We start from the raw sequence: 21,018 nt of genomic DNA, 5'->3' as shown, positions 1-21,018 counted from the left end.
GAGAGTGCATCAGGGGTTGGACTGCACGGCAAGGCCCACGCGCTCCACGCCGTGCTGCTTGAGGATGTTGAGCGCGCGCATCACCGCGTCGTACTTCACGTTCTTGTCCGCAGCGATGAGCACCGGCATGGCGTCCAGGCTCAGCCCGGCCTGGGCGGCGAGTTGCTGCACGGTCTGCGGCAGATCCTTGAGGGTGACGGGTTGCGGCGCGGCATTGCTTGACTTGTTCCTGGGGTCGCGCAGCGAGACTTCCAGCATGTCGTCTTTCTGGATGGTGACCTGCACCAGGGTGCTGGGCGCCTGCGGCGCATTGCCCACCGTGGGCAGCTTGACCATGGTGGGTGTGATCAGCGGCGCGGTGACCATGAAAATGATCAGCAGCACCAGCATGACATCGATATAGGGCACGACGTTGATGTCGGCCAAGGCGCGGCGGGAATGCCGCCCGCGGCCGCTGGGTTGCATCGCCGGCATCTCAGCGTCCTCCACCGAAGCCGGTGACAGGGCCCTGCGCGCGGGCGGCAGCCGCCGCAGCCGCGCTGGCCATTTGCGCCGCTGGGGGTGCCGGTGCACTCTGGCGCTGCAGGATGTTGGAGAACTCTTCGGTGAACGACTCGTAGCGGTTGGCCAGGCGGTCGATGTCGCGGGCGAAGAAGTTGTAGGCAATCACCGCAGGGATCGCCGCGAACAGGCCGATGGCGGTGGCCACCAGCGCCTCGGCGATACCCGGCGCCACGGTGGCCAGCGTGACCTGCTGCAGATTCGACAGACCGACGAAGGCGTGCATGATGCCCCACACCGTGCCGAACAGACCGACATAGGGCGAGACCGAGCCGACCGAGGCGAGGAAGGAGAGGTTGGCCTCGAGCGCGTCCATCTCGCGCTGGAAGGCGGCGCGCATGGCGCGGCGGGCGCCGTCCACCAGGGTGGAGCCGTCGAGCACATGGCGCTCGCGCAGCTTGAGGTACTCGCGCATGCCCGAGGCGAAAATGCGCTGCAGCGGGCTGCCGTGGCGACCGTTGCTCAGCGCCGACTGATAGAGATCGTTCAGCCCCGTGCCCGACCAGAATTCCTGCTCAAAGTCTTCGGACTTGATGCGCGCCGACTTGATCGCAAAGTACTTGCGGAAGATGACCGTCCAGCTCGCCAGCGACACACTGAGCAGCAGCGCAAGCACGAGCTGCACCACGATGCTGGCGCCGAGCACCATGGACACGATGGAGAAATTTTGATCCATAGGGAATGGGCCGGATGGGCGATTGGAGGAATGGAGAGGAACGGCGCGATGGCAAAACAGACCGCATTACAACAAATCCGCAACGCGCTGACGCATCAGACAGAGGACAAGAGCGCAGCAAAAAGGTTCACGGCAAGGGCGCTACGGCGCAGTGCGGTCCTCAGCCCGCAGTCCAGCGGGTGATGCGCGCGCGTACTTCAGCGGAAATGCGGGCCGGTCGCAGGCTGGCAGACTGCACGCAGCCCACACGCACGGACGCTTCACACAGCAGCGTGACCGGTGCGCCCTGCGCGTCCGTGCGCCAGGCCTGCTGCGCCACCTGCAGGCTGGCCGCGCCCAGATCCTGCACGCGAAGCTGGATCTGCAGCGCATCATCCAGCCTTGCCGGGGCGGCGTAGCGCAACTGCAGGTCGGCCACGACGAACACCAGCCCGGATTGCGCCGCCAGTTCGGACTGCGCCAGCCCGAGGCTGCGCAACCACTCGGTGCGCGCCCGCTCGAAGAACTTGAGGTAGTTGGCGTAATAGACGATGCCGCCGGCGTCGGTGTCCTCCCAGTAGACCCGCACCGGCCAGGTGAATGTGCGCGTTGTCATGCCGCCTTGCGCTCCAGGTAGCCGCGCAGGCGGTGCAGGGCGTCTTCCAGATTGGCGATGCTGTTGGCATAGCTCAGGCGGAAGTAGCGCTGCGGCTCGGCGGTGCCGAAATCCTTGCCGGGAACGAGCACCACGCCGGTGTCGCGCATCACGTCGAAGCAGAAATCCCAACTGTCGGCGGCGAAGCGCGAGCAGTCGGCATAGACGTAGAACGCACCGTCCGGACGTACGGGAACAGTGAGCCCGAGGGCGTCCAGTCCGGGGACGATCAGGTCGCGGCGGCGCTGGAACTCGGCGCGGCGGCGTTCGTATTCGGCCAGGGTATCAGGCTCGAAACAATCCAGCGCGGCATGCTGCGCCACGCTGCTGGCGCAGATGAACAGGTTGCCGGCCATGCGCTCCAGCGGCGCGATGAGCGCGGGCGGCACGACCAGCCAGCCCAGCCGCCAGCCGGTCATCTGGAAATATTTGGAAAAGCTGTTGACGGTGATGATGTCGTCGCCCGCAGCCAGTGCGGTGCGGCCATAGGCGCGATCGAAGCTGAGGCCGAGATAGATCTCGTCGACGATGCTGACCCCACCGCGCGCGCGCACCACGTCGGCAATGCGGCGCAATTCGTCGGGGGCGATGGAGGTGCCGGTGGGGTTGGAGGGCGATGCCAGCAGCACACCTGCGGTCTGCGCGTTCCAGGCCGCCTCCACTTCGGCTGCCGTGAGCTGAAAGCGCTGCGGCGCCGGTGCCGGCAACATGCGCGCCCGCGCCCCGGCTGCGGCAACGAAGTTCTTGTTGCACGGATAGCTCGGGTCGGGCATGAGCACCTCGTCGCCCGGGTTGAACAGCAGCAGGCTCGCCAGCGTGAGGGCGCCCGAGGCGCCAGCGGTGATGAACACGCGCGCCGGATCGATCTGCGCCCCGTGCACCTGCGCATAGTGCTGCGCGATGCGCTCGCGCAGCGCGGGCAGGCCAGGGGCCAGGGTGTAGCCGGTGCGGCCGTCGCGCAGCGCGCGGGTGGCGGCTTCGACGACGGGCTCGGGCGCGGTGAAGTCGGGTTCGCCCACGCTGAGATGGATCATGCGCTTGCCGTGCGCGTCCCAGGCCGCCTGCTGTTCCCAGGCGGCGCGCACCACGTCCATGACGTAGAACGGTTCGATGGACTGATTGCGTTGGGCAAGGCGCATGGTGCGAGGTCGGCGGTGCCGGGTATGCGGTGTCGGGTCAGTCCTTGCGCGGCGGACGCTGGCCCGCTGGCCGCGCGGCCGGGCGGCGCGGCGCGGCCTTGGCCTTGTGGCGCACGGGCACATGCGCAAAGGGGCTGGGCGGTGGACTGAGATTGGAGGAGCCGGACTGCCCCTGAGGGTGCGACTGGTTGGCCGACTCGACTTCGATCTGGCGCAGTTGCGCGGCAATGCGGTCGAGCACGCCGTTGACGTATTTGTAGCCGTCGGTTCCGCCGTATACCTTGCCGAGTTCAACCGCCTCGTTGATGACCACGCGGTAGGGCACGTCGAGGTGGTGCAGCAGCTCGAATGTCCCCATCAGCAGCAGGGCGTGCTCCACCGGGGAGAGCTCGCTGGTCTGGCGGTCGATGTGCGGCTGGATCAGCGCGTCGAGCGGCCCGGCTTCGGCCAGCGCACCGTGCAGCAGCGACTGGAAGTGCGCGTCGTCGAGCTTGATGGTGGGGTAGCGCTCGTGCAGGAAGGCTTCGATGGCGCCCGCATCGCTGCCTGCGAGCAGCCACTCGTAAATGCCTTGAAACGCGAGTTCGCGCGACTTGCGCCGCGCGCTCTTTGGAGCGGTGGGAGCGGTCATGCGGCCTCGTCTTCGTCTGCGCTGATGTCGATGAACAGATTGGCCATTTCCACCGCGACGCGAGCGCACTCGGCGCCCTTGTCGATGCGCTCCAGCGCCTGCGCTTCGGTGTCCACCGTGAGCACGCCGTTGGCCACCGGCATGTTGTAGTCGAGCGCGACCTGGCTGATGCCGGCAGCGCTGGTGTTGCACACCACCTCGAAGTGATAGGTGTCACCCCGGATCACGCAGCCGATGGCAATCAGCGCGTCGAACGCCTCGCTCTCGGCCAGCGCCTGCAGCAGCAGCGGCAATTCCAGCGCACCAGGTACGGCGTAGAGGCCGATGTCGTCCTCGCCCACGCCCAGCCGTTCGAGTTCGTCGAGGCAGGACTGGGTGATGCGGTCGGTGATGGCGGTGTTGAAGCGCGCCTGGACCACGGCGATGCGCAGATCACGGCCATCGAGTTGTTCGGAAAGAATGCGGTTCTGGACGTTTTGCATGGCGTGGGGAGTCGAATGAGTGGCGCGCCGCAGGCGCGAAAGACAACAGCTTACGCGCCGGACGTCGGGGTGGGGTTGGCGCTGTGCGCCGACTCGAATCCGACGATCTCCAGCCCGTAGCCCACCATGCTGGGCATTTTGCGCGGCTGGCCGAGCAGACGCATCTGCCGCACGCCCAGATCGCGCAGGATTTGCGCACCGATGCCATAGTCGCGCAGCGCGGTGGCAACCGCCTTGGGCGGGGTGGTCGACGGGTGCAGCAGATGCTGGAATTGTGCCCCGAGCTGCTGCGCCGACTCGCCGCAATTGAGCAGCACGGCCACGCCGGCGCCCTCGCGGACGATGCGGCCAAGCGCCTGCGGCAGATTCCAGGAATGGCGCTGGCACGTGCTGTCCAGCAGGTCGAGCACGGACAGCGGCTCGTGCACGCGCACCAAGGGCGCGGACTGCGTGGCCAGGTCGCCATGTACCAGAGCCAGATGCAGGCCATGCCCGGCGCGGTCGGTATAGGCCACGCATTGCATCGCGCCAAACGGGGTCTGCATGGCGTGTGCGCCCACGCGCTGCACCAGCGATTCGGTGCGGCTGCGGTATTCGATCAGGTCGGCAATGGCGCCGATTTTCAACCCGTGTTCGGCGGCGAAGTGTTCCAGGTCGGGCAGGCGGGCCATGCTGCCGTCCGGATTCATCACCTCGCAGATCACGGCTGCGGGCTCCAGCCCGGCCAGTGCGGCCAGGTCGCAGCCGGCTTCGGTATGTCCGGCGCGCATCAACACACCGCCTTCCGCCGCCATCAGCGGGAAGACATGACCGGGCTGCACGATGTCGCTGGCCTTGGCGTTGCGCGCCACAGCGGCCTGCACCGTGCGTGCGCGGTCAGCCGCCGAAATGCCGGTGGTCACGCCCTCGGCGGCTTCGATGGAGGCCGTGAACGCGGTGCCGTGCGACGAGCCGTTGTGCTCCACCATGTGCTTGAGGCCGAGCTGCGCGCAGCGCTGGGCGGTGAGGGTGAGGCAGATCAGGCCGCGCGCGTGCGTGGCCATGAAGTTGATGCTCTGCGGGGTGATGTGCTCGGCAGCGATGACCAGATCGCCTTCGTTTTCACGGTCTTCTTCATCGACCAGGATGACCATGCGCCCGGCCTTGAGCTCGGCAATGATGTCTGGAATGGGGGACAGGGGCATGATGGGCAAGCTGCTGCGAAAAGCCCTTCATTCTAGAAGCGCACGGCCCGGCGTGCTGGCGTTCAGCGTGGCCCTGGGAGTCTGTCGGGCTTGGGGCGTGGATGGCGAAAAAGGGCTGTGGGGATGCGATGGGGCAAGAAGTCGCTGGCGCAGCGCGCCGCACAGCCGTTTTGCAGCCCGCGATCCGCAAGTCCGACAGACTCCTAGAAGTCGTATCGGCCGAAGAAAAAGGCGACGTTGCCGTTGTTCAGTTTGTTGTTGACCTTGGGAATGAAGGTGCCATAGAGCGAGAACTTGCCGAAGCGAATGGAGGCAATGGGCAGCGCGATGGGAAAGGGGATGTTCTTGAAAATGTCGGCGCGCGAGGTGACCGCCAGGGTGTAGCCCAGGCCGAAACCCACCGGGGCGTCGTTATTGAACATCCATTGATGGGCGTAGCCGACCACGGGCTCGGCGTTCCAGTGCGAGTCGGAAAAGATCATGGCATACACCATGTCCTCGTTGCCGTTCGCATCCATCAGATGCCGACCCCAGCCGATGCCCCAGGCGTGCTTGTTGAGGGTGGCACGCTTTGCTGCGGTGTAGGTGCCGGGGTCATGCCAGGTGTAGCCGCTGAAATACAGATCGTCCTTGCCGTGTTCGGTGGTGTTGACGGCGGTGTTCCAGGTGCCCTGTGCCCAGTCCGACACGCTGTCAAGGCCCAGTGCCCAGCTCATGCGCGGCGCAAGCGCCAGCCAGGCGAGGACAAGCAGGGAAATGAGGCGAAAGCGAGCGATCGTCATGGGGTTTTGTTGGGTTCGAGAAACGATTTTCTGCGCGGGAACTGTATCAGCGAGGACATGGCGCGCTGTTTCCGTTTGCAACCCGCACGCGTTCACGACGTCATGCGGGCAATCAGGCGACCCTGCTGCAACACCAGCAGGGTGTTTTCGGGCAGCGGCTCCCAGATTTCCGGCGTGAGGGGCACGCTGGCCAGCAGCACGGCGGGCGCGGGCCTGTCGTCCCGGCCCTGGATGTGCAAGCCGGAAGCGCGCACCTGATGCTCGCTGGCCGCCTCGCGGGTGAGCATGTGCAGCCCGGGAACCCAGGTGTTGCCCGGATGGCTGAGACGGCGGTGGGCGTGGGCGAACAACAGATCGCCGTCGGTGTAGAGAAAGTTGGCCGGGCCAATGGCCCGCAGCCGATTCGCAAACTCAGCGACCCGTTCGATGCGGCGCTTGAGATCGTCGCTGCCGCCTGCGGTGTCGAGAGGGATGAGATCGTGCATCAGCACATAAAAAGCATGTTCGGAGTCGGTCTGCCCCATCGGGCGGTGCGCGGCATGGGCCAGCGGCAGCGCATGCTCGATGTCGGGCAGGTCGCCGTTGTGGGCAAACACATGGCGGCGCCCGAACAGCTCGCGCGCGAAGGGCTGGGTGTTGACCAGCGCGACCGGCCCGCGCGAGGCGCGGCGGATGTGCGCAATCACCAACGGGCTGTGGAAGTCGTGCCTCTCCAGCACCGGGACGAAGGCGCTGGACAGCGCGGGCTGGGCTTCACGCAGCACATGCGCGTCTGCGCCCTCGAAGTAGGCCGCGCCCCAGCCATCGGGGTTGGCCGCGTGCGGGCCGCCGTGCCGAGCGAATTCGCGAAAGGCAAACCGCACTCGCGCAGGCACCCGGCTGGAATAGGCGAACAGTTCACACATGGGGTTGGCTCCGGTCAGCGTTCAACATGCGTTCCACATAGCGCGCGATCAGGTCGACCTCGAGGTTGACCGCCGCACCCGCCTGCAACCGGTGCAGATTGGTGTGCTGCAGGGTATGCGGAATGAGGTTGATGCGCACGCGGCAATGCTGCGGCAGGTCGTCGACCTGGTTGACGGTGAGGCTCACGCCGTTGACCACGATGGAGCCCTTGTAGGCAAAGAACCGGCCCAGTTCGCGCGGCGCGTCCACCTCGAGCAACCACGATTCGCCCACCGGCTCGAACCGGGCAACCTGACCGACGCCGTCCACATGCCCGGTCACCAGATGGCCACCGAGCTTGGTCGACAGCGACAGCGACTGCTCCAGATTGACCAGCGCGCCCACTGTATCGAGGCCGGCCGTGCGCGCCAGGCTCTCGGCCGAGATGTCGAAGGCAAAGCCATCGGGCTGCAGCTCCACGACGGTCATGCAGGCGCCGCTGATGGCAATGCTGTCACCCAGCTGCACGCCCTGCAGCCAGTCTGGTGCGACCCGCAGGGTGATGCGCTTGCCGTGCTGGCTGTTGCCGCCCAGCGGCGTGGCACTGGCGATGGTGGCAGTGGCTGTGATGAGTCCGGTGAACATGGCGATTCAGAAGAAATAGGAAGAAGAAAGGCGTGCGAGGATGCGCAGGTCGTCGCCCACTGGGTCGACCGCGTGCCAGCGCAGCGGCAGGCCGCTGGCCAGCGTTTCAATCGGGCCAAGCGCGGCCAGCCCCGCGCCCTGGCCGAGCAGCGTGGGCGCCAGATACAGCAGCAGTTCGTCGACCACCCCGGCGCGCAGCAAAGAGCCGTTGAGCTTTTCACCGGCTTCGCAGTGCAGCTCATTGATGCCGCGATGGCCCAGCGCGCGCATCAGCGCGCGCAGATCGGTCTTGCCGGGCTTGTCGGCATCAGCGGGCAGGGCGATGTCCTGGAGGTCGAGCCCGGGAGCCGCCGCAGCGCGCAACGCCGCAAGCCGGGGCGCAGCAGCATCGGCGGGCAGGGCGTGGACGATCCATAGCGGCGACGCCGTGCCCTGCAGCAGTCGCGCGGTTGCTGGAAGCTCCAGCCGGCTGTCGACCACGATGCGGATCGGCTGCCGCGGCGTGTCCACCGCGCGCACGGTGAGCTGCGGATCGTCCGCCCGCACCGTGCCCAGGCCGGTGAGCACGGCGCAGGCGCGGGCGCGCCAATGATGGCCGTCGGCGCGCGCCGCCTCGCCGGTGATCCACTGGCTGGTGCCGTTCGGCAGGGCGGTGATGCCGTCCAGCGATGCAGCAGCTTTGAGCCGCACCCAGGGCGTGCCGCGCATCATGCGGGAGAGGAAGCCGATGTTGATCTCGCGCGCTTCGTCTGCCATCAGCCCGACTTGCACCTGCACCCCGGCTTGCCGCAGCCGTTCCAGCCCCTTGCCCGCCACCAGCGGATTGGGGTCGGCAAGCGCTGCGACCACGCGCCGTATGCCCTGCGTGGCCAGCAGGTCGGCGCAGGGTGGGGTGCGGCCATGGTGCGCGCACGGCTCCAGGGTCACATAGGCGGTGGCACCCTGCAGCGCGTGACCGCGTTCCCAGGCTTGCTTGACCGCCTGCACCTCGGCGTGATCGAGCCCAGCAGCCTGGGTTGCGCCTTCGCCCAGCACCACGCCGTCGCGCACCAGCACGCAGCCCACGCGCGGGTTGGGGCTGGTGCGGTACATCGCGCTGCGCGCCAGGTCCAGCGCCCGGTGCATGTGGCGCCGGTCGTCTTCGCTGAACAGGGCGTCTGGTTGGGTCATCTCGATGCCTTGCCGCTTCGGGGCTTGGCCTTCGCGGGGCTGGGCGGCTGCATCTCCTGCAGCACATCGACGAACTGGCTCAAGTCCTTGAAGCTGCGATAGACCGAGGCGAAGCGCACGTAGGCGATGCTGTCCAGGGCGCGCAGTTCCTCCATCACCCAGCTGCCGATCTGGGTGGACGGCAGCTCGCGCGCGCCGCTTTGCAGCAGCAGTTGCTCGACGCGGACGATCGCCGTGTCCACCGCGTCCGCGCTGACCGGCCGCTTGCGCAGCGCGAGCAGGAACGAGGCGCGCAGCTTGTTGCGGTCGTAGTCGGTGCGGCGGCCGTCCTTTTTCACCACCACGGGAAAGCTGACCTCGGCGCGCTCGTAGGTCGTGAAGCGTTTGTCGCACTGGCCGCAGCGCCGCCGCCGCCGCAGGGCGGTGCCGTCCTCCACATCGCGGGTTTCAATCACCTGCGTGTCGGGGCTTTGGCAAAAAGGGCATTTCATTGCAGCGTTCGGAAAGGTAAACCGCCATTATTCACGCTGGGCGCAGCGCTCGCACTCTCGGTCACGGCTACACTGCCCGCCGATGAAAAATCTGGTTCTCCTCATTTCCGGGCGCGGCAGCAATCTGCAGTCCATTCTCCAGGCCGCGCGTGAGCAGGGCTGGATGGACAGCGTGCGCGGAGTGATCAGCAACAGGGCGGACGCCGCCGGGCTGGACGTGGCGCGCTCTTTCGGGGTGCCCACGCAGATCGTGGCGCATACCGATTTCGCCAGCCGAGAGGCGTTCGACCAGGCCCTGGGTGACGTCATCGCCGCGCTGCAGCCCGACGTGATTGCTCTGTGTGGTTTCATGCGGGTGCTGGGCGAGGCGTTCGTGACGCGCTTTTCGGGGAAGCTGGTCAATATTCATCCGTCCCTGCTGCCGGCGTTCACCGGCCTGCACACCCACGCCCGCGCGCTGGAAGAAGGCGTGAAATGGCACGGGGCCACGGTGCATCTCGTGAGCAGCGCACTCGATCACGGACCGATTCTGGCGCAGGCCGTGGTGCCTGTTCTGGATGACGACACCCCGCAATCTCTTGCTGCGCGGGTGCTGGTGGAGGAGCACCGCATCTACCCTCCCGTGGTGCGCGCCTTGCTGGAAGGCCGGGTGCAGACCGACGGTTTGCGCACCCGCATCCTGCCAGCTTCTGAACATCTCTCTTGAAGGTGCGCCATGAAACCGCGTGATCTGCTCTACACCGCGCGCGACGTGCTGCGCGACATGCTGCGCTTCGATGCCGCGGCCGACGCGGTGCTGTCGCGGCATTTCCGCGCCCGGCCGCAACTGGGCAAGACCGACCGCCAGGTTCTGGCCGATACGGTCTATCAGGTTCTGCGGCATCTGCGCCTGTTCCAGACCCTCGCCGCGAGTGACGAGAGCATCGGCGGAGCCATGGAATTGCGGCTCGCCATTCTCGGCTGGTCGGGCAATGCGGCGTCGGTGCACACCGCGTTTTCGCCCGAGCAACTGCAATGGCGCAAACGCCTGCTGACACAGGACGCCATGGCCCTGCCCGAGGCGGTACGCTGGAGTCTGCCCGAATGGCTGGCGGCTGCACTCGAGCAGCAGTACGGCGACGACTATCCCGCGCTGGCGCAGGCGCTGCTGCGCCCGGCACCGCTGGATCTGCGGGTGAATGTGCAAAAAGCCCGACGCGAAGCCGTGCTCGACGTGTTTGCACGTTTGAACATCCCAGCGCAGGCGACAAAGTATTCCCCGTGGGGTGTGCGCCTCGAGGGCAAGCCTGCGCTGCAAGACCTCACCGTGTTCCGCGAGGGGTGGGTGGAGGTGCAGGATGAGGGCAGCCAGTTGCTGGCGCTGCTGCTGGCGCCGCGTCGCGGAGAAATGGTGGTGGATTTTTGCGCCGGTGCCGGTGGCAAGACCCTGGCGCTGGGCGCGATGATGCGCAGTACCGGCAGGCTGTATGCCTTCGACGTGGCCGACTACCGCCTGGCCAAGCTCAAGCCGCGGCTGCTGCGCAGCGGGCTGAGCAATGTGTACCCGGTCGCCATCGCCCACGAACGGGATGAGCGGGTCAAGCGTCTGGCGGGCAAGGTCGACCGCGTGCTGGTCGATGCACCTTGCTCTGGCCTGGGAACCCTGCGCCGCAATCCGGACATGAAATGGCGACAAAAGCCTGAAGATATTGTTGAGTTGACCGCAAAACAGACCAATATCCTGCAATCTGCGGCGACTCTGCTCAAGCCGGGCGGGCGTCTGGTGTATGCGACCTGCAGCATCTTGCCGGAGGAAAACAGCGGGATCGTCAACGCGTTTCTTGCGGCACATCCCGAGTTCGAGCGTGTTCCGGCGGAGTCGGTCCTCGTCCAGCAGGGCGTGAGCGCGGACGGATTGACAGCGCAGGGCGATCTGCAACTCCGCCCCGACCGGCATGGCACCGATGGGTTCTATGCCGCTGTGCTGCAGCGCCGGGTTGCACCGCCTTCTGCGCAGCAAGGCACGAATTCGCTCCCACTTTCGCACTGACAAGGGTTAGGCGTTTGTCCCGAGCGCAGCGGGCTCGGCAGGACGGATAATCTATTACGCACATGTCTGCAACTTACGCGTCATGTGTGGCTCCAAGTGTGCTGTATCCATCTGAAAGTTTTTGATGTTTGATGTATTTTTGAACTGGGCCGGGCACGGCCTGCTGCAGGCCAGTTGGTGGCAAATCGTGCTGTTTGCGTTGATCACCACGCATATCACCATTGCTGCGGTCACGATTTTTTTGCATCGGGCCCAGGCGCACCGGGCGCTGGAACTGCACCCCATCGCGTCGCATTTTTTCCGCTTCTGGCTGTGGTTCACCACCGGCATGGTGACCAAGGAATGGGTTGCCATCCATCGCAAGCACCATGCCAAATGTGAAACGACAGACGATCCGCACAGCCCGGTGACACGCGGCATCGACACCGTCCTGCTGCGTGGCGCCGAGTTGTATCGTTCCGAATCTCGGAATGCCGAGACCCTGAGCAAGTTTGGCCACGGCACGCCGGATGACTGGGTGGAACGCAATGTCTATTCGCGCTTCGTCTGGCAAGGCGTGGGGCTTCTGCTGATTCTCGACGTTCTTTTGTTCGGCGCGATCGGCGCCACGGTGTGGGCCGTGCAGATGCTCTGGATTCCCATCTGGGCAGCCGGGGTCATCAACGGTCTGGGTCACTGGTGGGGCTACCGCAATTTTTCCGCCCGCGACCGCAGCCACAACATTTCCCCTTGGGGGCTTCTGATCGGCGGCGAAGAACTGCACAACAACCACCACACCTATCCCACATCGGCCAAGCTGTCGGTCAAGTGGTGGGAGTTCGATATCGGCTGGGCGTATATCCGCGCCTTGAGCTGGCTTGGATTGGCCAGGCCGCGCAAGCTGCCGCCCCAGTTCAGGCTGGGCGCCGTGCGGGCCGAGGTGGATCAACTCACGCTTCAGGCCGTCATTGCCAACCGCTATGAACTGATGGCGCGTTACGCTGCCGGGCTCAAGGCGACGCTCAGGGCAGAACTGGCCCGCGCCGCGGAGCAGGGCGCCTCAGGCAATCTGCCCGCCTTGCGCGCGGCCAGGCGCTGGATCGGCATGGAGCGCGACATTCTGTGCGAGCGCTCGCGTGCCCTGGTGGACGCGGCGGCGAATGCCAGTCCCAATCTCGGCAAGTTGTTGAACATGCGCGAAGAACTCAAGTCGGTCTGGGAGCAGACCAATCTGAACGCCGAGCAGCTCAGACAAAAGCTGCAGGACTGGTGCCATCGCGCAGAAGACAGTGGCGTGGCGGCTTTGCGCGATATTTCACTGCGCCTGCGCCGTTACACCCCGGCGAACTGATTCGCTTGCGAGAAATTCGGCAGGCCATCTCGGCCTGCCCTGGCGCCATGACGGCCCGCGAGATCGAGCGTCGAACCGTTTTCGCGGTGTGTGCAGAAGTCTTGCCGACAGCCGCCCATGAAAAATCCGCTGGTCTTGCCGTTTTTGCGGCAGATCCAGCGGATCGGTGATGCGACAGAGGACTGATCAGATTACTTGATCTTGCCTTCCTTGTAGCTCACATGTTTGCGCGCAACCGGATCGAACTTCATGATTTCGATTTTTTCCGGTGTGGTGCGCTTGTTCTTGGTGGTGGTGTAGAAATGGCCGGTGCCCGCAGAGGATTCCAGCTTGATTTTTTCGCGTCCGCCTTTGGTTGCCATGATGGGCTCCGTGCAGTTCTAGGGTCAGTCCGGGTCAATGGATAAATTGCTAAAGCTCAGATCTCGCCACGCGAGCGCAGCTCGGCGAGGACGACATCGATGCCTTTCTTGTCGATGGTGCGCAGACCGGAACTCGTGACGCGCAGGCGCACGAAGCGGTTCTCACTCTCCACCCAGAAACGGCGATATTGCAGATTGGGCAGGAAGCGGCGCTTGGTCTTGTTGTTCGCATGGGACACATTGTTCCCGACCATCGGCCCTTTACCTGTCACTTGGCATACACGTGCCATGGCACACCTCGAAATTGTGTAGAACAAAGGCTAAAGATTATAGCCTGAAAGACTGGCGTGTCCACGCCTTTCGTCCGTGCGCGGCGAGAAGACGTGGCGGGAAAGACGATCAGGACTCGGCATTTTCCAGATAACGCTGGGCGTCCAGTGCCGCCATGCAGCCGGTGCCCGCACTGGTGATGGCCTGGCGATAAACGTGGTCCTGCACGTCACCAGCGGCAAACACGCCGGGTACGCTGGTGGCGGTTGCCATGCCGTCGTTGCCGCCCCGGGTGAGGATGTAACCGTCCTTCATGTCCAACTGACCCTTGAAGATGTCGGTGTTGGGTTGATGACCGATGGCGATGAAGCAGCCCTTGAGTTCGATGTCCTCAGACGCGCCGGTCTGGGTGTTGCGGATGCGCACGCCCGTCACGCCGGAGTCGTCTCCCAGAACTTCCTGCAGCTCGCTCCAGAGCTTGAGTTCCACCTTGCCTTCGGCGGCGCGGGCCATGAGCTTGTCCACCAGGATGGGCTCGGCGCGGAACTTGTCGCGGCGATGAATGACCGTGACCTTGCTGGCAATATTGGCCAGATACAGCGCTTCTTCGACCGCAGTGTTGCCGCCGCCAACCACGCAGACCGGCTGGTTGCGATAGAAAAATCCATCGCAGGTGGCGCATCCCGATACACCCTTGCCCATGAAGGCCTGTTCGGTGGGCAGGCCCAGGTATTTGGCCGATGCGCCGGTGGCGATGATCAGGCTGTCGCAGGTGTAGACGCCGTTGTCGCCTTCGAGGCGGATGGGTTTTTCGTTCAGGTGCGCGGTGTGAATGTGATCGAACACGATCTCGGTGTTGAACCGCTCGGCATGCGCCTGAAAGCGCGCCATCAGATCGGGGCCCTGCACGCCGTCCACGTCGGCCGGCCAGTTGTCGACTTCGGTCGTGGTCATGAGCTGGCCGCCCTGTGCCATGCCGGTGATGAGCAAGGGGTGGAGATTGGCGCGCGCGGCATAAACCGCAGCGCTGTAACCGGCGGGGCCGGACCCCAGAATGAGCACTTTGGCGTGTTTGGATGTCATGATGTGTGAGAAACTGGAGGCTGTAAGTTGGGAGATGCGAGGCTGCCTGGGCTTGGCTGAGAGGCCGGAGGACAGGTTTGGCACCGCAACACAATCGCTAAGATTTTAGAAGGGCCGTGCAAAGGGTGCGCGATGCGCCGGGAAAGCCGTTGTTTCGCACGTCCGCTCTTTGCAAGACCCGCAAGATCCGGCAACTGGAGACACTGATGTCGCAAATCACCGATATTGACCTCGTTCGGCGCGTGCCGCTGTTTGCCGTGCTCACCGAGTCGCAGGCCTGGTCGATTTCGCAGTCCATCGTCAAGCGGCGCTACAAGCGCGGGGAAAACATTGTCGAACAGGGCAGCAAGTCCAACGCGCTGTTCATTCTGTTGTCGGGCCGCGCGCGCGTGGTCAGCGTGGACGCCAAGGGGCGCGAGGTCATCATTGCCGTGTTGCACGCGGGCGACTATATCGGCGAGATGAGTCTGATCGACGGCGAGCCGCATTCCGCCACGGTGCAGGCGGAGGTGCAGACCGACGTGATGATGCTGGGGCGCGTGGCGTTCTTGCAGTGCCTGCCCGAGAACACCAGCATGTCGTTTGCCATCATGCGCGGCCTGGCGCTGCGCCTGCGCCGGGCGGATCGCAAGATTGAATCCCTGGCGCTGATGGATGTCTATGGACGGGTGGCGCGCGCGCTGATGGAACTCACCGACGAGATGCAGAACGAGCATGTGATCCGCAACAAGCTGTCGCGCCAGGATCTGGCGAAGATGGTGGGCGCCTCGCGCGAGATGGTCAGCCGGGTGATGAAAGACTTTGAACAGCAAGGCTTTGTGATCGAGCGCGAGGATGGCAGCATGCTGATCCGCGAGCATCTCGCCACACTGCTGTGATGTATGCCGAAAATCGATACCCGACGCCGCCCCTCCCAGACCTCGCCACGTCCTGAGCCGCGCAGTCGCCTGCAGCGTTTTGCGGCAGAAGTCCGCTTGACCTTTGCGTTCATCGGCTGGATTTTGCTGAGCCTGAGTCTGCTGAGCTTTCACAAGTCCGATCCCTCCTGGTCCAGTTCCGGCACCGGCGGCGCCGTGGCCAACTGGGTAGGCGTGCTGGGTGCGTGGTTTTCGGACGTGGCCTACTTTCTTCTCGGCTTTTCGGCGCTTTGGCTCATTCCCCTGGGGCTGTATGGCGTGCTGCGCATGTGGCGCAACGCTCAACGCACTCCGTCACTGGCCGAGGCCGAGGAGACAGTCAGCCGTTGGCAGACATTGCGTCCGGTTGCTGCGGTGGCCGGGGTGCTGTTGCTGCCCCTGTCGAGTGCGGCGCTGGAGTCCACCCGGCTCTGGAGTCTTGCGGCGCGCCTGCCGGGAGAAGCTGGCGGACTGCTCGGCCATGCGCTGGGTGTCGGGGTCGATACCTTGCTGGGCGACACGGGCGGGACGCTGGTGCTGTTGGCCGTCTTCCTGTTTGCCTTGAGTTGGGTCGGGCATTTTTCCTGGGCGGACGCGGCTGAGCGTCTGGGCGGCTGGATCGAGCGGCTGTGGATCTGGCAGCTGGAACGTCGTGACCGCGAAGAAGACGCACTGGCCGGCCAGCAGGCCACGCAGGAGCGCGAGAAGGAAGTCGAATTGCAGCGTCCGCTGGTGGAAGAGCGCGAGGTGCTCGCACCGGTGCTGATCGAGCCCTCTGTGGCCTTCGTGCCGCAGTCGCCGCGGGTGCTCAAGGAAAAGCAGAAGCCCCTGTTCAATGAGTTGCCCGATTCCACCCTGCCGGCGCTGAGCCTGCTCGACCCGGCGCCCGCCGTGCAGGTGGAATCGGTCAATCATGAAACCCTGGAATTCACCTCGCGGCTGATCGAGAAAAAGCTCAAGGATTTTGGCGTGGAGGTGCGCGTGGTGGCGGCCTATCCGGGCCCGGTGATCACCCGCTATGAAGTCGAGCCGGCCACTGGGGTGAAGGGCGCGCAGATCGTCAATCTGTCGCGCGATCTGGCGCGCGCGCTGTCTCTGGTGAGCATCCGGGTGGTCGAGACCATTCCGGGCAAGAACACCATGGCGCTCGAACTGCCCAATGCCAAGCGGCAGACCATCAAACTGTCGGAAATTCTGGGTTCCAACAATTATCACGAGGCCGCATCCCTGCTCACCATGGGGCTGGGCAAGGACATCGTCGGCAATCCCGTGGTGGCCGATCTGGCCAAGATGCCCCACCTGCTGGTGGCAGGGACCACCGGATCGGGCAAGTCGGTGGGCGTCAACGCCATGATTCTCAGCCTGCTATACAAGGCCGAGCCCAGCGATGTGCGCCTGATCCTGATCGATCCGAAGATGCTCGAACTCAGCGTGTACGACGGGATCTCGCACCTGCTCGCACCTGTGGTGATCGACATGCGTCAAGCGGCGCAGGCACTGAACTGGTGCGTCGGCGAAATGGAGCGGCGCTACAAGCTGATGAGCAAGCTCGGCGTGCGCAATCTGGCGGGCTACAACACCAAGGTGCTGGAGGCCAAGGCGCGCGGCGAGCCGCTGACCAACCCGTTCAGCCTGACGCCGGATGCGCCCGAGCCGCTGGAGAAGCTGCCGCATATCGTTGTGGTGATCGACGAACTGGCCGACCTGATGATGGTGGTCGGCAAGAAGATCGAGGAGCTCATCGCGCGGCTGGCGCAGAAGGCGCGGGCCTCGGGCATTCACCTCATTCTTGCCACGCAGCGGCCCAGCGTGGACGTGATCACCGGGCTGATCAAGGCCAACATCCCCACCCGCATGGCGTTCCAGGTGTCGAGCAAGATCGATTCACGCACCATCCTCGACCAGATGGGCGCGGAGAGCCTGCTGGGCATGGGCGACATGCTCTACCTGCCGCCGGGCTCGGGCATGCCGCAGCGGGTGCACGGCGCCTTTGTCAGCGACGCCGAGGTGCACCGCGTGGTCGAGGACATCAAGAGCCGGGGCGGGCCGAACTATCTCGACGGCATTCTCACCGGCGAGGAGGAGGCCGAGGGCGCGGACGGCGCGCTGGGCAGCGCAGGCGGAGCCAACGCCGAAAGCGACCCACTCTACGATCAGGCGGTGCAGATCGTGCTGCAGCACCGCAAGGCCTCGATTTCTCTGGTGCAGCGTCATCTGCGCATCGGCTACAACCGTTCAGCCAGACTCCTGGAGCAGATGGAGCAGTCGGGCCTGGTGTCCGCGCTCACGTCCAATGGCAACCGCGACATTCTGGTGCCGGTGCGCGCTGAATGACCGGCGCCATTGCGCGACCCCCCTTTTGGCTTGATTCGAGAAGGACAACAAGATGACGATCCTCATCGCCCGCGGGCGCGCTGCACTGGCTGGGCTGCTGCTGGGCGTCGGCCTCTACGCTGCGACTCTGACCGGCGCTGTAGCCGCCACTTCCGTGCAGTTGCTGGAACAATGGCTGCAGCAGACCCGAAGCGGCAGCGCCCAGTTCACGCAGACCGTGCGCAACGCCAAGGGACCGGCCCAGGCACCGGCATCGGGCCAGTTCGCCTTCGAGCGTCCCGACCGGTTCCGCTGGGACTACACCAAGCCCTATGCCCAGGTCATCGTCAGCGATGGCAAGCAGCTCTGGACCTATGACCACGACCTGGATCAGGTCACCATCACCCCGGTGACGCAGGCGTTCAAGGGCACACCGGCCGCCATTTTTGCCGGGGCCGACCTGACCAAGCTGTTCACCCTGCAGCCGCTGCCCGATGCCGACGAGTTGCAGTGGGTGCAGGCCACGCCCAAATCCAAGGACAGCAATTTCGACTGGATTCGCATCGGCCTGCGGGCCACGCCACAAGGCCCGGAAGTCGCCGAGCTGCAACTGCGTGACGCGTTCGGCCAGGTGTCCACCATGCGCTTCACCGCGATCGTTCGCAACCCGGCGCTCGCCGCAGACAGCTTCCGCTTCACCCCGCCCAAGGGGGCCTCGGTCATCAACCAGCCCTGAACATGCAAGACAGCCCGGGCCTTTTCGACGACGCGGAACTGCCGGGGCCGCCGGTCTCGATGCGAGTGCCCACGGCGCAGGTGCCGCTGGCCGAACGTCTGCGGCCGCATCATGTCGATGAGGTGGTCGGACAACGCCACCTTCTCGGCCCGGGCAAGCCGTTGCGCGTGGCGTTCGAGACCCGGCGCTTGCATTCCATGCTGTTCTGGGGCCCGCCTGGCGTGGGAAAGACCACGCTGGCGCGGTTGATGGCCGGCGCGTTCGACGCCGATTTCCTGCCGCTGTCGGCCGTGCTCGCCGGGGTCAAGGACATCCGCGACGCGGTCGCGCAGGCGCAGGCGGCGCAGCAGCGGGGGCGGGCGACCATCGTGTTCGTCGACGAGGTGCACCGCTTCAACAAGAGCCAGCAGGACGCGTTCCTGCCGCATGTCGAGTCTGGCCTGTTCACCTTCATCGGCGCGACCACCGAGAACCCCTCGTTCGAGGTCAACAGCGCGTTGCTGTCGCGCGCCGTGGTCTATGTGCTGCAGCCGCTGGACGACGACGACCTGCGCGCGCTGATGCAGCGCGCCCTGCCGGGCAGCGGGGCCCAGGCGATCGAACCCGAGGCGCAGCAGCGCCTCATCCGTCATGCCGACGGCGACGCGCGCCGCCTGCTCGGCGCGCTCGAACTGGCGCTGCAGGCCGCGCAGCGCGCAGGGCAGTCGACCCTCGGCGCCGACCTACTGGAGCAGACCCTGGGCGCGACGCTGCTGCGGTTCGACAAGGGTGGCGACCAGACCTATGACCTGATTTCCGCGCTGCACAAATCGGTGCGCGGATCGGACGTGGACGCGGCGCTGTATTGGTTTGCCCGCATGCTCGAAGGCGGCGCCGATCCGCGCTATCTCGCGCGGCGGCTGATCCGCATGGCGGTCGAGGACATCGGCCTTGCGGACCCGAAGGCACTCACCCTCGCGCTCGAGGCCGCGCAGGTCTATGAGCGCCTGGGCAGTCCCGAAGGCGAACTGGCACTGGCCGAGGCCGTGGTCTATCTGGCCGTGACGCCGAAGTCGAACGCGGTCTACAAGGCGTACAACGCCGCCCGGGCATTCGCCAGGGACAGCGGCACGCAGCCCGTGCCACTGCATCTGCGCAACGCGCCGACCCAGTTGATGAAAAACCTGGGCTACGGCAAGGACTACCGCTACGCGCATGACGAACCGGACGCCTTCGCTGCCGGAGAGACCTATTTTCCGGAAGGCATGACGCCGCCGCGCCTCTACCAGCCGACTTCGCGGGGGCTGGAGGAGCGCATTGCCCGGCGCTTGCAGGCGCTGGCAGAGCGCAATACCCATGGCAGTGTTCTGTCGACTTTGCCGCCGGAAGGCGACACTGTGGCGCCCGAGCCGCCGTCCGACTGACGGCCATCACAATGCGGGTTCACCCGCTGCAGGGTGCACCAAGGCTGGCGGTTATCATCGCGCCAGCTCAAAAAACAGGGGGCTTGGACAGCCCGGCCCCCGCACAAGCCAATGCAGCCTGTTCACACTTCCGCCCGGCTCGATTCCTGCCAGGTGCCATGTTTCCCATGGGGCGCATGACCCCATGCGGGACTGACATGCAAGCCCCGCTCAAACCCGCTGCCAGCGCCACCGCACCAACACCGTGCGGGGAATCGGGCATGCGCCTTGCTTTCCAGTTTCCTTTGTTGTTCTGTTTGCACGTTTCATCTCGGCCGCTTCAAAAGAGACTGGCCGCAACGCACTAGCCATCCGCTCGTCAGGAGAATGTAGGTATGGATATTTTTCTTCAGCAGATCGTCAACGGTCTGGTTCTGGGCAGCATGTATGCCCTGATCGCCCTCGGGTACACCATGGTGTACGGCATCGTCAATCTCATCAATTTCGCGCACGGCGATGTGATGATGGTGGGGGCGCTCACGGCATACAGCGTGTTCAAGTTGTTGGAGCATCTCGCGCCGCACATGGCGCCGTGGCTGGTGATCGTGCTGGCCGTCGTTGTTGCCATGCTGGCGACGGGGTTGCTCAACTACTTCATCGAGCGCATCGCCTACAGGCCCCTGCGCAATGCACCCAAGCTGGCGCCGCTGATCACTGCCATCGGCATGTCCATCCTGCTCGAAACCCTGGCGATGATCATCTGGGGACGGGACTACAAGGTGTTCCCCGCGCATCTGCTGCCGAGCAACATCATTCACATGGGGGGCGTGGTCATCACCCCGGTGCAGATCATGATCCTGGTCGTCACCGCCGTGCTGCTGGGCGGGCTCACCTGGCTGGTCAATCACACCAAGCTCGGCCGCGCGATGCGGGCGACGGCCGAAAACCCGCGCGTGGCATCGCTGATGGGGGTCAATCCCAATTTCGTCATTTCCTCTGCCTTCGTGATCGGCGCCATGCTGGCGGCAATCGCGGGGGTGATGTGGTTCGCCAACTTCGCCACCGCCAATTTCTACATGGGCTTCACGCCGGGGCTGAAGGCGTTCACCGCAGCGGTGCTGGGCGGCATCGGTAATCTGTCCGGTGCCATGCTGGGCGGCGTGTTGCTGGGGCTGATCGAGGTGCTGGGGGCAGGGTATATCGGCACGCTGACCGGCGGGGTGTTCGGCAGCAACTACCAGGACATCTTCGCGTTCATCGTGCTGATTCTGGTGTTGACCCTGCGTCCGCAAGGCTTGCTGGGTGAGCGCGTGGCGGACCGCGCCTGAGGAGAACGA

At 65.1% G+C, this 21,018-nt stretch carries 22 protein-coding genes and 1 pseudogene; 8 read left to right on the top strand and 15 right to left on the bottom strand.

Annotated elements, in window-relative coordinates:
• Positions 1-9 precede the first annotated feature (9 nt).
• The 12 genes and pseudogenes from AC1ZQA_RS13140 to nrdR form a co-directional block, all read right to left on the bottom strand.
• Positions 10-474, bottom strand: coding sequence for a biopolymer transporter ExbD (locus tag AC1ZQA_RS13140; protein ID WP_482677307.1), 465 nt, complete (start codon positions 472-474; stop codon positions 10-12).
• 1 nt (position 475) lies between these two features.
• A complete protein-coding gene (gene tolQ, locus AC1ZQA_RS13135; RefSeq protein ID WP_482677306.1) occupies positions 476-1,237 on the bottom strand; it encodes a protein TolQ in 762 nt (253 codons plus the stop codon).
• Between the two features lie 160 nt (positions 1,238-1,397).
• Entirely contained in the window at positions 1,398-1,832 is a 435-nt protein-coding gene (gene ybgC, locus AC1ZQA_RS13130) for a tol-pal system-associated acyl-CoA thioesterase (protein WP_482677305.1), read from the bottom strand.
• Positions 1,829-3,010 (bottom strand): pyridoxal phosphate-dependent aminotransferase, encoded by a 1,182-nt coding sequence (locus AC1ZQA_RS13125; RefSeq protein WP_482677304.1) that lies wholly within the window; start codon positions 3,008-3,010, stop codon positions 1,829-1,831. The genes ybgC and AC1ZQA_RS13125 overlap by 4 nt, the downstream gene beginning before the upstream one ends.
• 193 nt (positions 3,011-3,203) lie before the next feature.
• A pseudogene (gene nusB, locus AC1ZQA_RS13120) lies at positions 3,204-3,641 on the bottom strand (transcription antitermination factor NusB); the annotation flags it as partial.
• The gene (gene ribH / locus AC1ZQA_RS13115; RefSeq protein WP_482677303.1) at positions 3,638-4,123 is read right to left on the bottom strand and encodes a 6,7-dimethyl-8-ribityllumazine synthase; all 486 of its coding nucleotides are present in this window, start codon (positions 4,121-4,123) and stop codon (positions 3,638-3,640) included. The pseudogene nusB and the gene ribH, both read right to left, overlap by 4 nt.
• Before the next feature lie 50 nt (positions 4,124-4,173).
• Positions 4,174-5,307, bottom strand: a complete 1,134-nt coding sequence (ribBA, locus tag AC1ZQA_RS13110; RefSeq protein ID WP_482677302.1) for a bifunctional 3,4-dihydroxy-2-butanone-4-phosphate synthase/GTP cyclohydrolase II — start codon at positions 5,305-5,307, stop codon at positions 4,174-4,176.
• A gap of 203 nt (positions 5,308-5,510) precedes the next feature.
• Positions 5,511-6,089: a peptide ABC transporter permease gene (locus AC1ZQA_RS13105; RefSeq protein ID WP_482677301.1), complete on the bottom strand. Its 579-nt coding sequence runs from the start codon at positions 6,087-6,089 to the stop codon at positions 5,511-5,513.
• A gap of 92 nt (positions 6,090-6,181) precedes the next feature.
• Positions 6,182-6,994, bottom strand: coding sequence for a class II glutamine amidotransferase (locus AC1ZQA_RS13100; RefSeq protein WP_482677300.1), 813 nt, complete (start codon positions 6,992-6,994; stop codon positions 6,182-6,184).
• Positions 6,987-7,619, bottom strand: coding sequence for a riboflavin synthase (locus AC1ZQA_RS13095; protein WP_482677299.1), 633 nt, complete (start codon positions 7,617-7,619; stop codon positions 6,987-6,989). The genes AC1ZQA_RS13100 and AC1ZQA_RS13095 overlap by 8 nt, the downstream gene beginning before the upstream one ends.
• Before the next feature lie 6 nt (positions 7,620-7,625).
• Positions 7,626-8,771, bottom strand: a complete 1,146-nt coding sequence (ribD, locus tag AC1ZQA_RS13090; protein WP_482679332.1) for a bifunctional diaminohydroxyphosphoribosylaminopyrimidine deaminase/5-amino-6-(5-phosphoribosylamino)uracil reductase RibD — start codon at positions 8,769-8,771, stop codon at positions 7,626-7,628.
• Positions 8,772-8,785: 14 nt separating this feature from the next.
• On the bottom strand, positions 8,786-9,280 hold the full coding sequence (gene nrdR / locus AC1ZQA_RS13085) for a transcriptional regulator NrdR (RefSeq protein ID WP_482677298.1): 495 nt from the start codon (positions 9,278-9,280) through the stop codon (positions 8,786-8,788).
• 82 nt (positions 9,281-9,362) lie between these two features.
• Here nrdR and purN point away from each other — a divergent pair, with 82 nt between their 5' ends.
• The 3 genes from purN to AC1ZQA_RS13070 all read left to right on the top strand — a co-directional run bounded on the left by purN (position 9,363) and on the right by AC1ZQA_RS13070 (position 12,639).
• The gene (gene purN / locus AC1ZQA_RS13080; RefSeq protein ID WP_482677297.1) at positions 9,363-9,986 is read left to right on the top strand and encodes a phosphoribosylglycinamide formyltransferase; all 624 of its coding nucleotides are present in this window, start codon (positions 9,363-9,365) and stop codon (positions 9,984-9,986) included.
• 9 nt (positions 9,987-9,995) lie between these two features.
• Positions 9,996-11,309, top strand: coding sequence for an RsmB/NOP family class I SAM-dependent RNA methyltransferase (locus AC1ZQA_RS13075; protein ID WP_482677296.1), 1,314 nt, complete (start codon positions 9,996-9,998; stop codon positions 11,307-11,309).
• A gap of 124 nt (positions 11,310-11,433) precedes the next feature.
• Positions 11,434-12,639, top strand: coding sequence for a DesA family fatty acid desaturase (locus tag AC1ZQA_RS13070; RefSeq protein ID WP_482677295.1), 1,206 nt, complete (start codon positions 11,434-11,436; stop codon positions 12,637-12,639).
• Between the two features lie 191 nt (positions 12,640-12,830).
• Here the strand turns inward: AC1ZQA_RS13070 and rpmG are convergent, their stop codons facing one another.
• The 3 genes from rpmG to trxB all read right to left on the bottom strand — a co-directional run bounded on the left by rpmG (position 12,831) and on the right by trxB (position 14,354).
• Complete coding sequence (rpmG, locus tag AC1ZQA_RS13065) at positions 12,831-13,001, bottom strand: 50S ribosomal protein L33 (protein ID WP_055450706.1); 171 nt, start codon at positions 12,999-13,001, stop codon at positions 12,831-12,833.
• A gap of 56 nt (positions 13,002-13,057) precedes the next feature.
• A complete protein-coding gene (gene rpmB, locus AC1ZQA_RS13060; RefSeq protein ID WP_013106704.1) occupies positions 13,058-13,291 on the bottom strand; it encodes a 50S ribosomal protein L28 in 234 nt (77 codons plus the stop codon).
• Positions 13,292-13,400: 109 nt separating this feature from the next.
• Complete coding sequence (trxB, locus tag AC1ZQA_RS13055) at positions 13,401-14,354, bottom strand: thioredoxin-disulfide reductase (RefSeq protein WP_482677294.1); 954 nt, start codon at positions 14,352-14,354, stop codon at positions 13,401-13,403.
• A gap of 206 nt (positions 14,355-14,560) precedes the next feature.
• Here trxB and AC1ZQA_RS13050 point away from each other — a divergent pair, with 206 nt between their 5' ends.
• The 5 genes from AC1ZQA_RS13050 to AC1ZQA_RS13030 all read left to right on the top strand — a co-directional run bounded on the left by AC1ZQA_RS13050 (position 14,561) and on the right by AC1ZQA_RS13030 (position 21,009).
• Complete coding sequence (locus AC1ZQA_RS13050; protein WP_482677293.1) at positions 14,561-15,232, top strand: Crp/Fnr family transcriptional regulator; 672 nt, start codon at positions 14,561-14,563, stop codon at positions 15,230-15,232.
• A 3-nt stretch (positions 15,233-15,235) separates the two neighbouring features.
• Positions 15,236-17,584, top strand: a complete 2,349-nt coding sequence (locus AC1ZQA_RS13045; RefSeq protein WP_482677292.1) for a DNA translocase FtsK — start codon at positions 15,236-15,238, stop codon at positions 17,582-17,584.
• 52 nt (positions 17,585-17,636) lie between these two features.
• A complete protein-coding gene (gene lolA / locus AC1ZQA_RS13040) occupies positions 17,637-18,299 on the top strand; it encodes an outer membrane lipoprotein periplasmic chaperone LolA (protein ID WP_482677291.1) in 663 nt (220 codons plus the stop codon).
• Between the two features lie 2 nt (positions 18,300-18,301).
• Positions 18,302-19,702, top strand: a complete 1,401-nt coding sequence (locus tag AC1ZQA_RS13035; RefSeq protein ID WP_482677290.1) for a replication-associated recombination protein A — start codon at positions 18,302-18,304, stop codon at positions 19,700-19,702.
• A gap of 374 nt (positions 19,703-20,076) precedes the next feature.
• Complete coding sequence (locus AC1ZQA_RS13030; protein ID WP_482677289.1) at positions 20,077-21,009, top strand: branched-chain amino acid ABC transporter permease; 933 nt, start codon at positions 20,077-20,079, stop codon at positions 21,007-21,009.
• Positions 21,010-21,018 lie beyond the last annotated feature (9 nt).

Source organism: Thiomonas sp. DCM-2 (genome assembly GCF_056820905.1).
This window is presented reverse-complemented; position numbering and strand designations above follow the sequence as displayed.

Excerpts from the sequence above, each read along its gene's own strand:
- AC1ZQA_RS13140 (WP_482677307.1), bottom strand. The coding sequence starts at position 474 with ATGCCGGCGATGCAACCCAGCGGCCGCGGGCGGCATTCCCGCCGCGCC.
- tolQ (WP_482677306.1), bottom strand. The coding sequence starts at position 1,237 with ATGGATCAAAATTTCTCCATCGTGTCCATGGTGCTCGGCGCCAGCATC.
- ybgC (WP_482677305.1), bottom strand. The coding sequence starts at position 1,832 with ATGACAACGCGCACATTCACCTGGCCGGTGCGGGTCTACTGGGAGGAC.
- AC1ZQA_RS13125 (WP_482677304.1), bottom strand. The coding sequence starts at position 3,010 with ATGCGCCTTGCCCAACGCAATCAGTCCATCGAACCGTTCTACGTCATG.
- ribH (WP_482677303.1), bottom strand. The coding sequence starts at position 4,123 with ATGCAAAACGTCCAGAACCGCATTCTTTCCGAACAACTCGATGGCCGT.
- ribBA (WP_482677302.1), bottom strand. The coding sequence starts at position 5,307 with ATGCCCCTGTCCCCCATTCCAGACATCATTGCCGAGCTCAAGGCCGGG.
- AC1ZQA_RS13105 (WP_482677301.1), bottom strand. The coding sequence starts at position 6,089 with ATGACGATCGCTCGCTTTCGCCTCATTTCCCTGCTTGTCCTCGCCTGG.
- AC1ZQA_RS13100 (WP_482677300.1), bottom strand. The coding sequence starts at position 6,994 with ATGTGTGAACTGTTCGCCTATTCCAGCCGGGTGCCTGCGCGAGTGCGG.
- AC1ZQA_RS13095 (WP_482677299.1), bottom strand. The coding sequence starts at position 7,619 with ATGTTCACCGGACTCATCACAGCCACTGCCACCATCGCCAGTGCCACG.
- nrdR (WP_482677298.1), bottom strand. The coding sequence starts at position 9,280 with ATGAAATGCCCTTTTTGCCAAAGCCCCGACACGCAGGTGATTGAAACC.
- purN (WP_482677297.1), top strand. The coding sequence starts at position 9,363 with ATGAAAAATCTGGTTCTCCTCATTTCCGGGCGCGGCAGCAATCTGCAG.
- AC1ZQA_RS13075 (WP_482677296.1), top strand. The coding sequence starts at position 9,996 with ATGAAACCGCGTGATCTGCTCTACACCGCGCGCGACGTGCTGCGCGAC.
- AC1ZQA_RS13070 (WP_482677295.1), top strand. The coding sequence starts at position 11,434 with ATGTTTGATGTATTTTTGAACTGGGCCGGGCACGGCCTGCTGCAGGCC.
- rpmG (WP_055450706.1), bottom strand. The coding sequence starts at position 13,001 with ATGGCAACCAAAGGCGGACGCGAAAAAATCAAGCTGGAATCCTCTGCG.
- rpmB (WP_013106704.1), bottom strand. The coding sequence starts at position 13,291 with ATGGCACGTGTATGCCAAGTGACAGGTAAAGGGCCGATGGTCGGGAAC.
- trxB (WP_482677294.1), bottom strand. The coding sequence starts at position 14,354 with ATGACATCCAAACACGCCAAAGTGCTCATTCTGGGGTCCGGCCCCGCC.
- AC1ZQA_RS13050 (WP_482677293.1), top strand. The coding sequence starts at position 14,561 with ATGTCGCAAATCACCGATATTGACCTCGTTCGGCGCGTGCCGCTGTTT.
- AC1ZQA_RS13045 (WP_482677292.1), top strand. The coding sequence starts at position 15,236 with ATGCCGAAAATCGATACCCGACGCCGCCCCTCCCAGACCTCGCCACGT.
- lolA (WP_482677291.1), top strand. The coding sequence starts at position 17,637 with ATGACGATCCTCATCGCCCGCGGGCGCGCTGCACTGGCTGGGCTGCTG.
- AC1ZQA_RS13035 (WP_482677290.1), top strand. The coding sequence starts at position 18,302 with ATGCAAGACAGCCCGGGCCTTTTCGACGACGCGGAACTGCCGGGGCCG.
- AC1ZQA_RS13030 (WP_482677289.1), top strand. The coding sequence starts at position 20,077 with ATGGATATTTTTCTTCAGCAGATCGTCAACGGTCTGGTTCTGGGCAGC.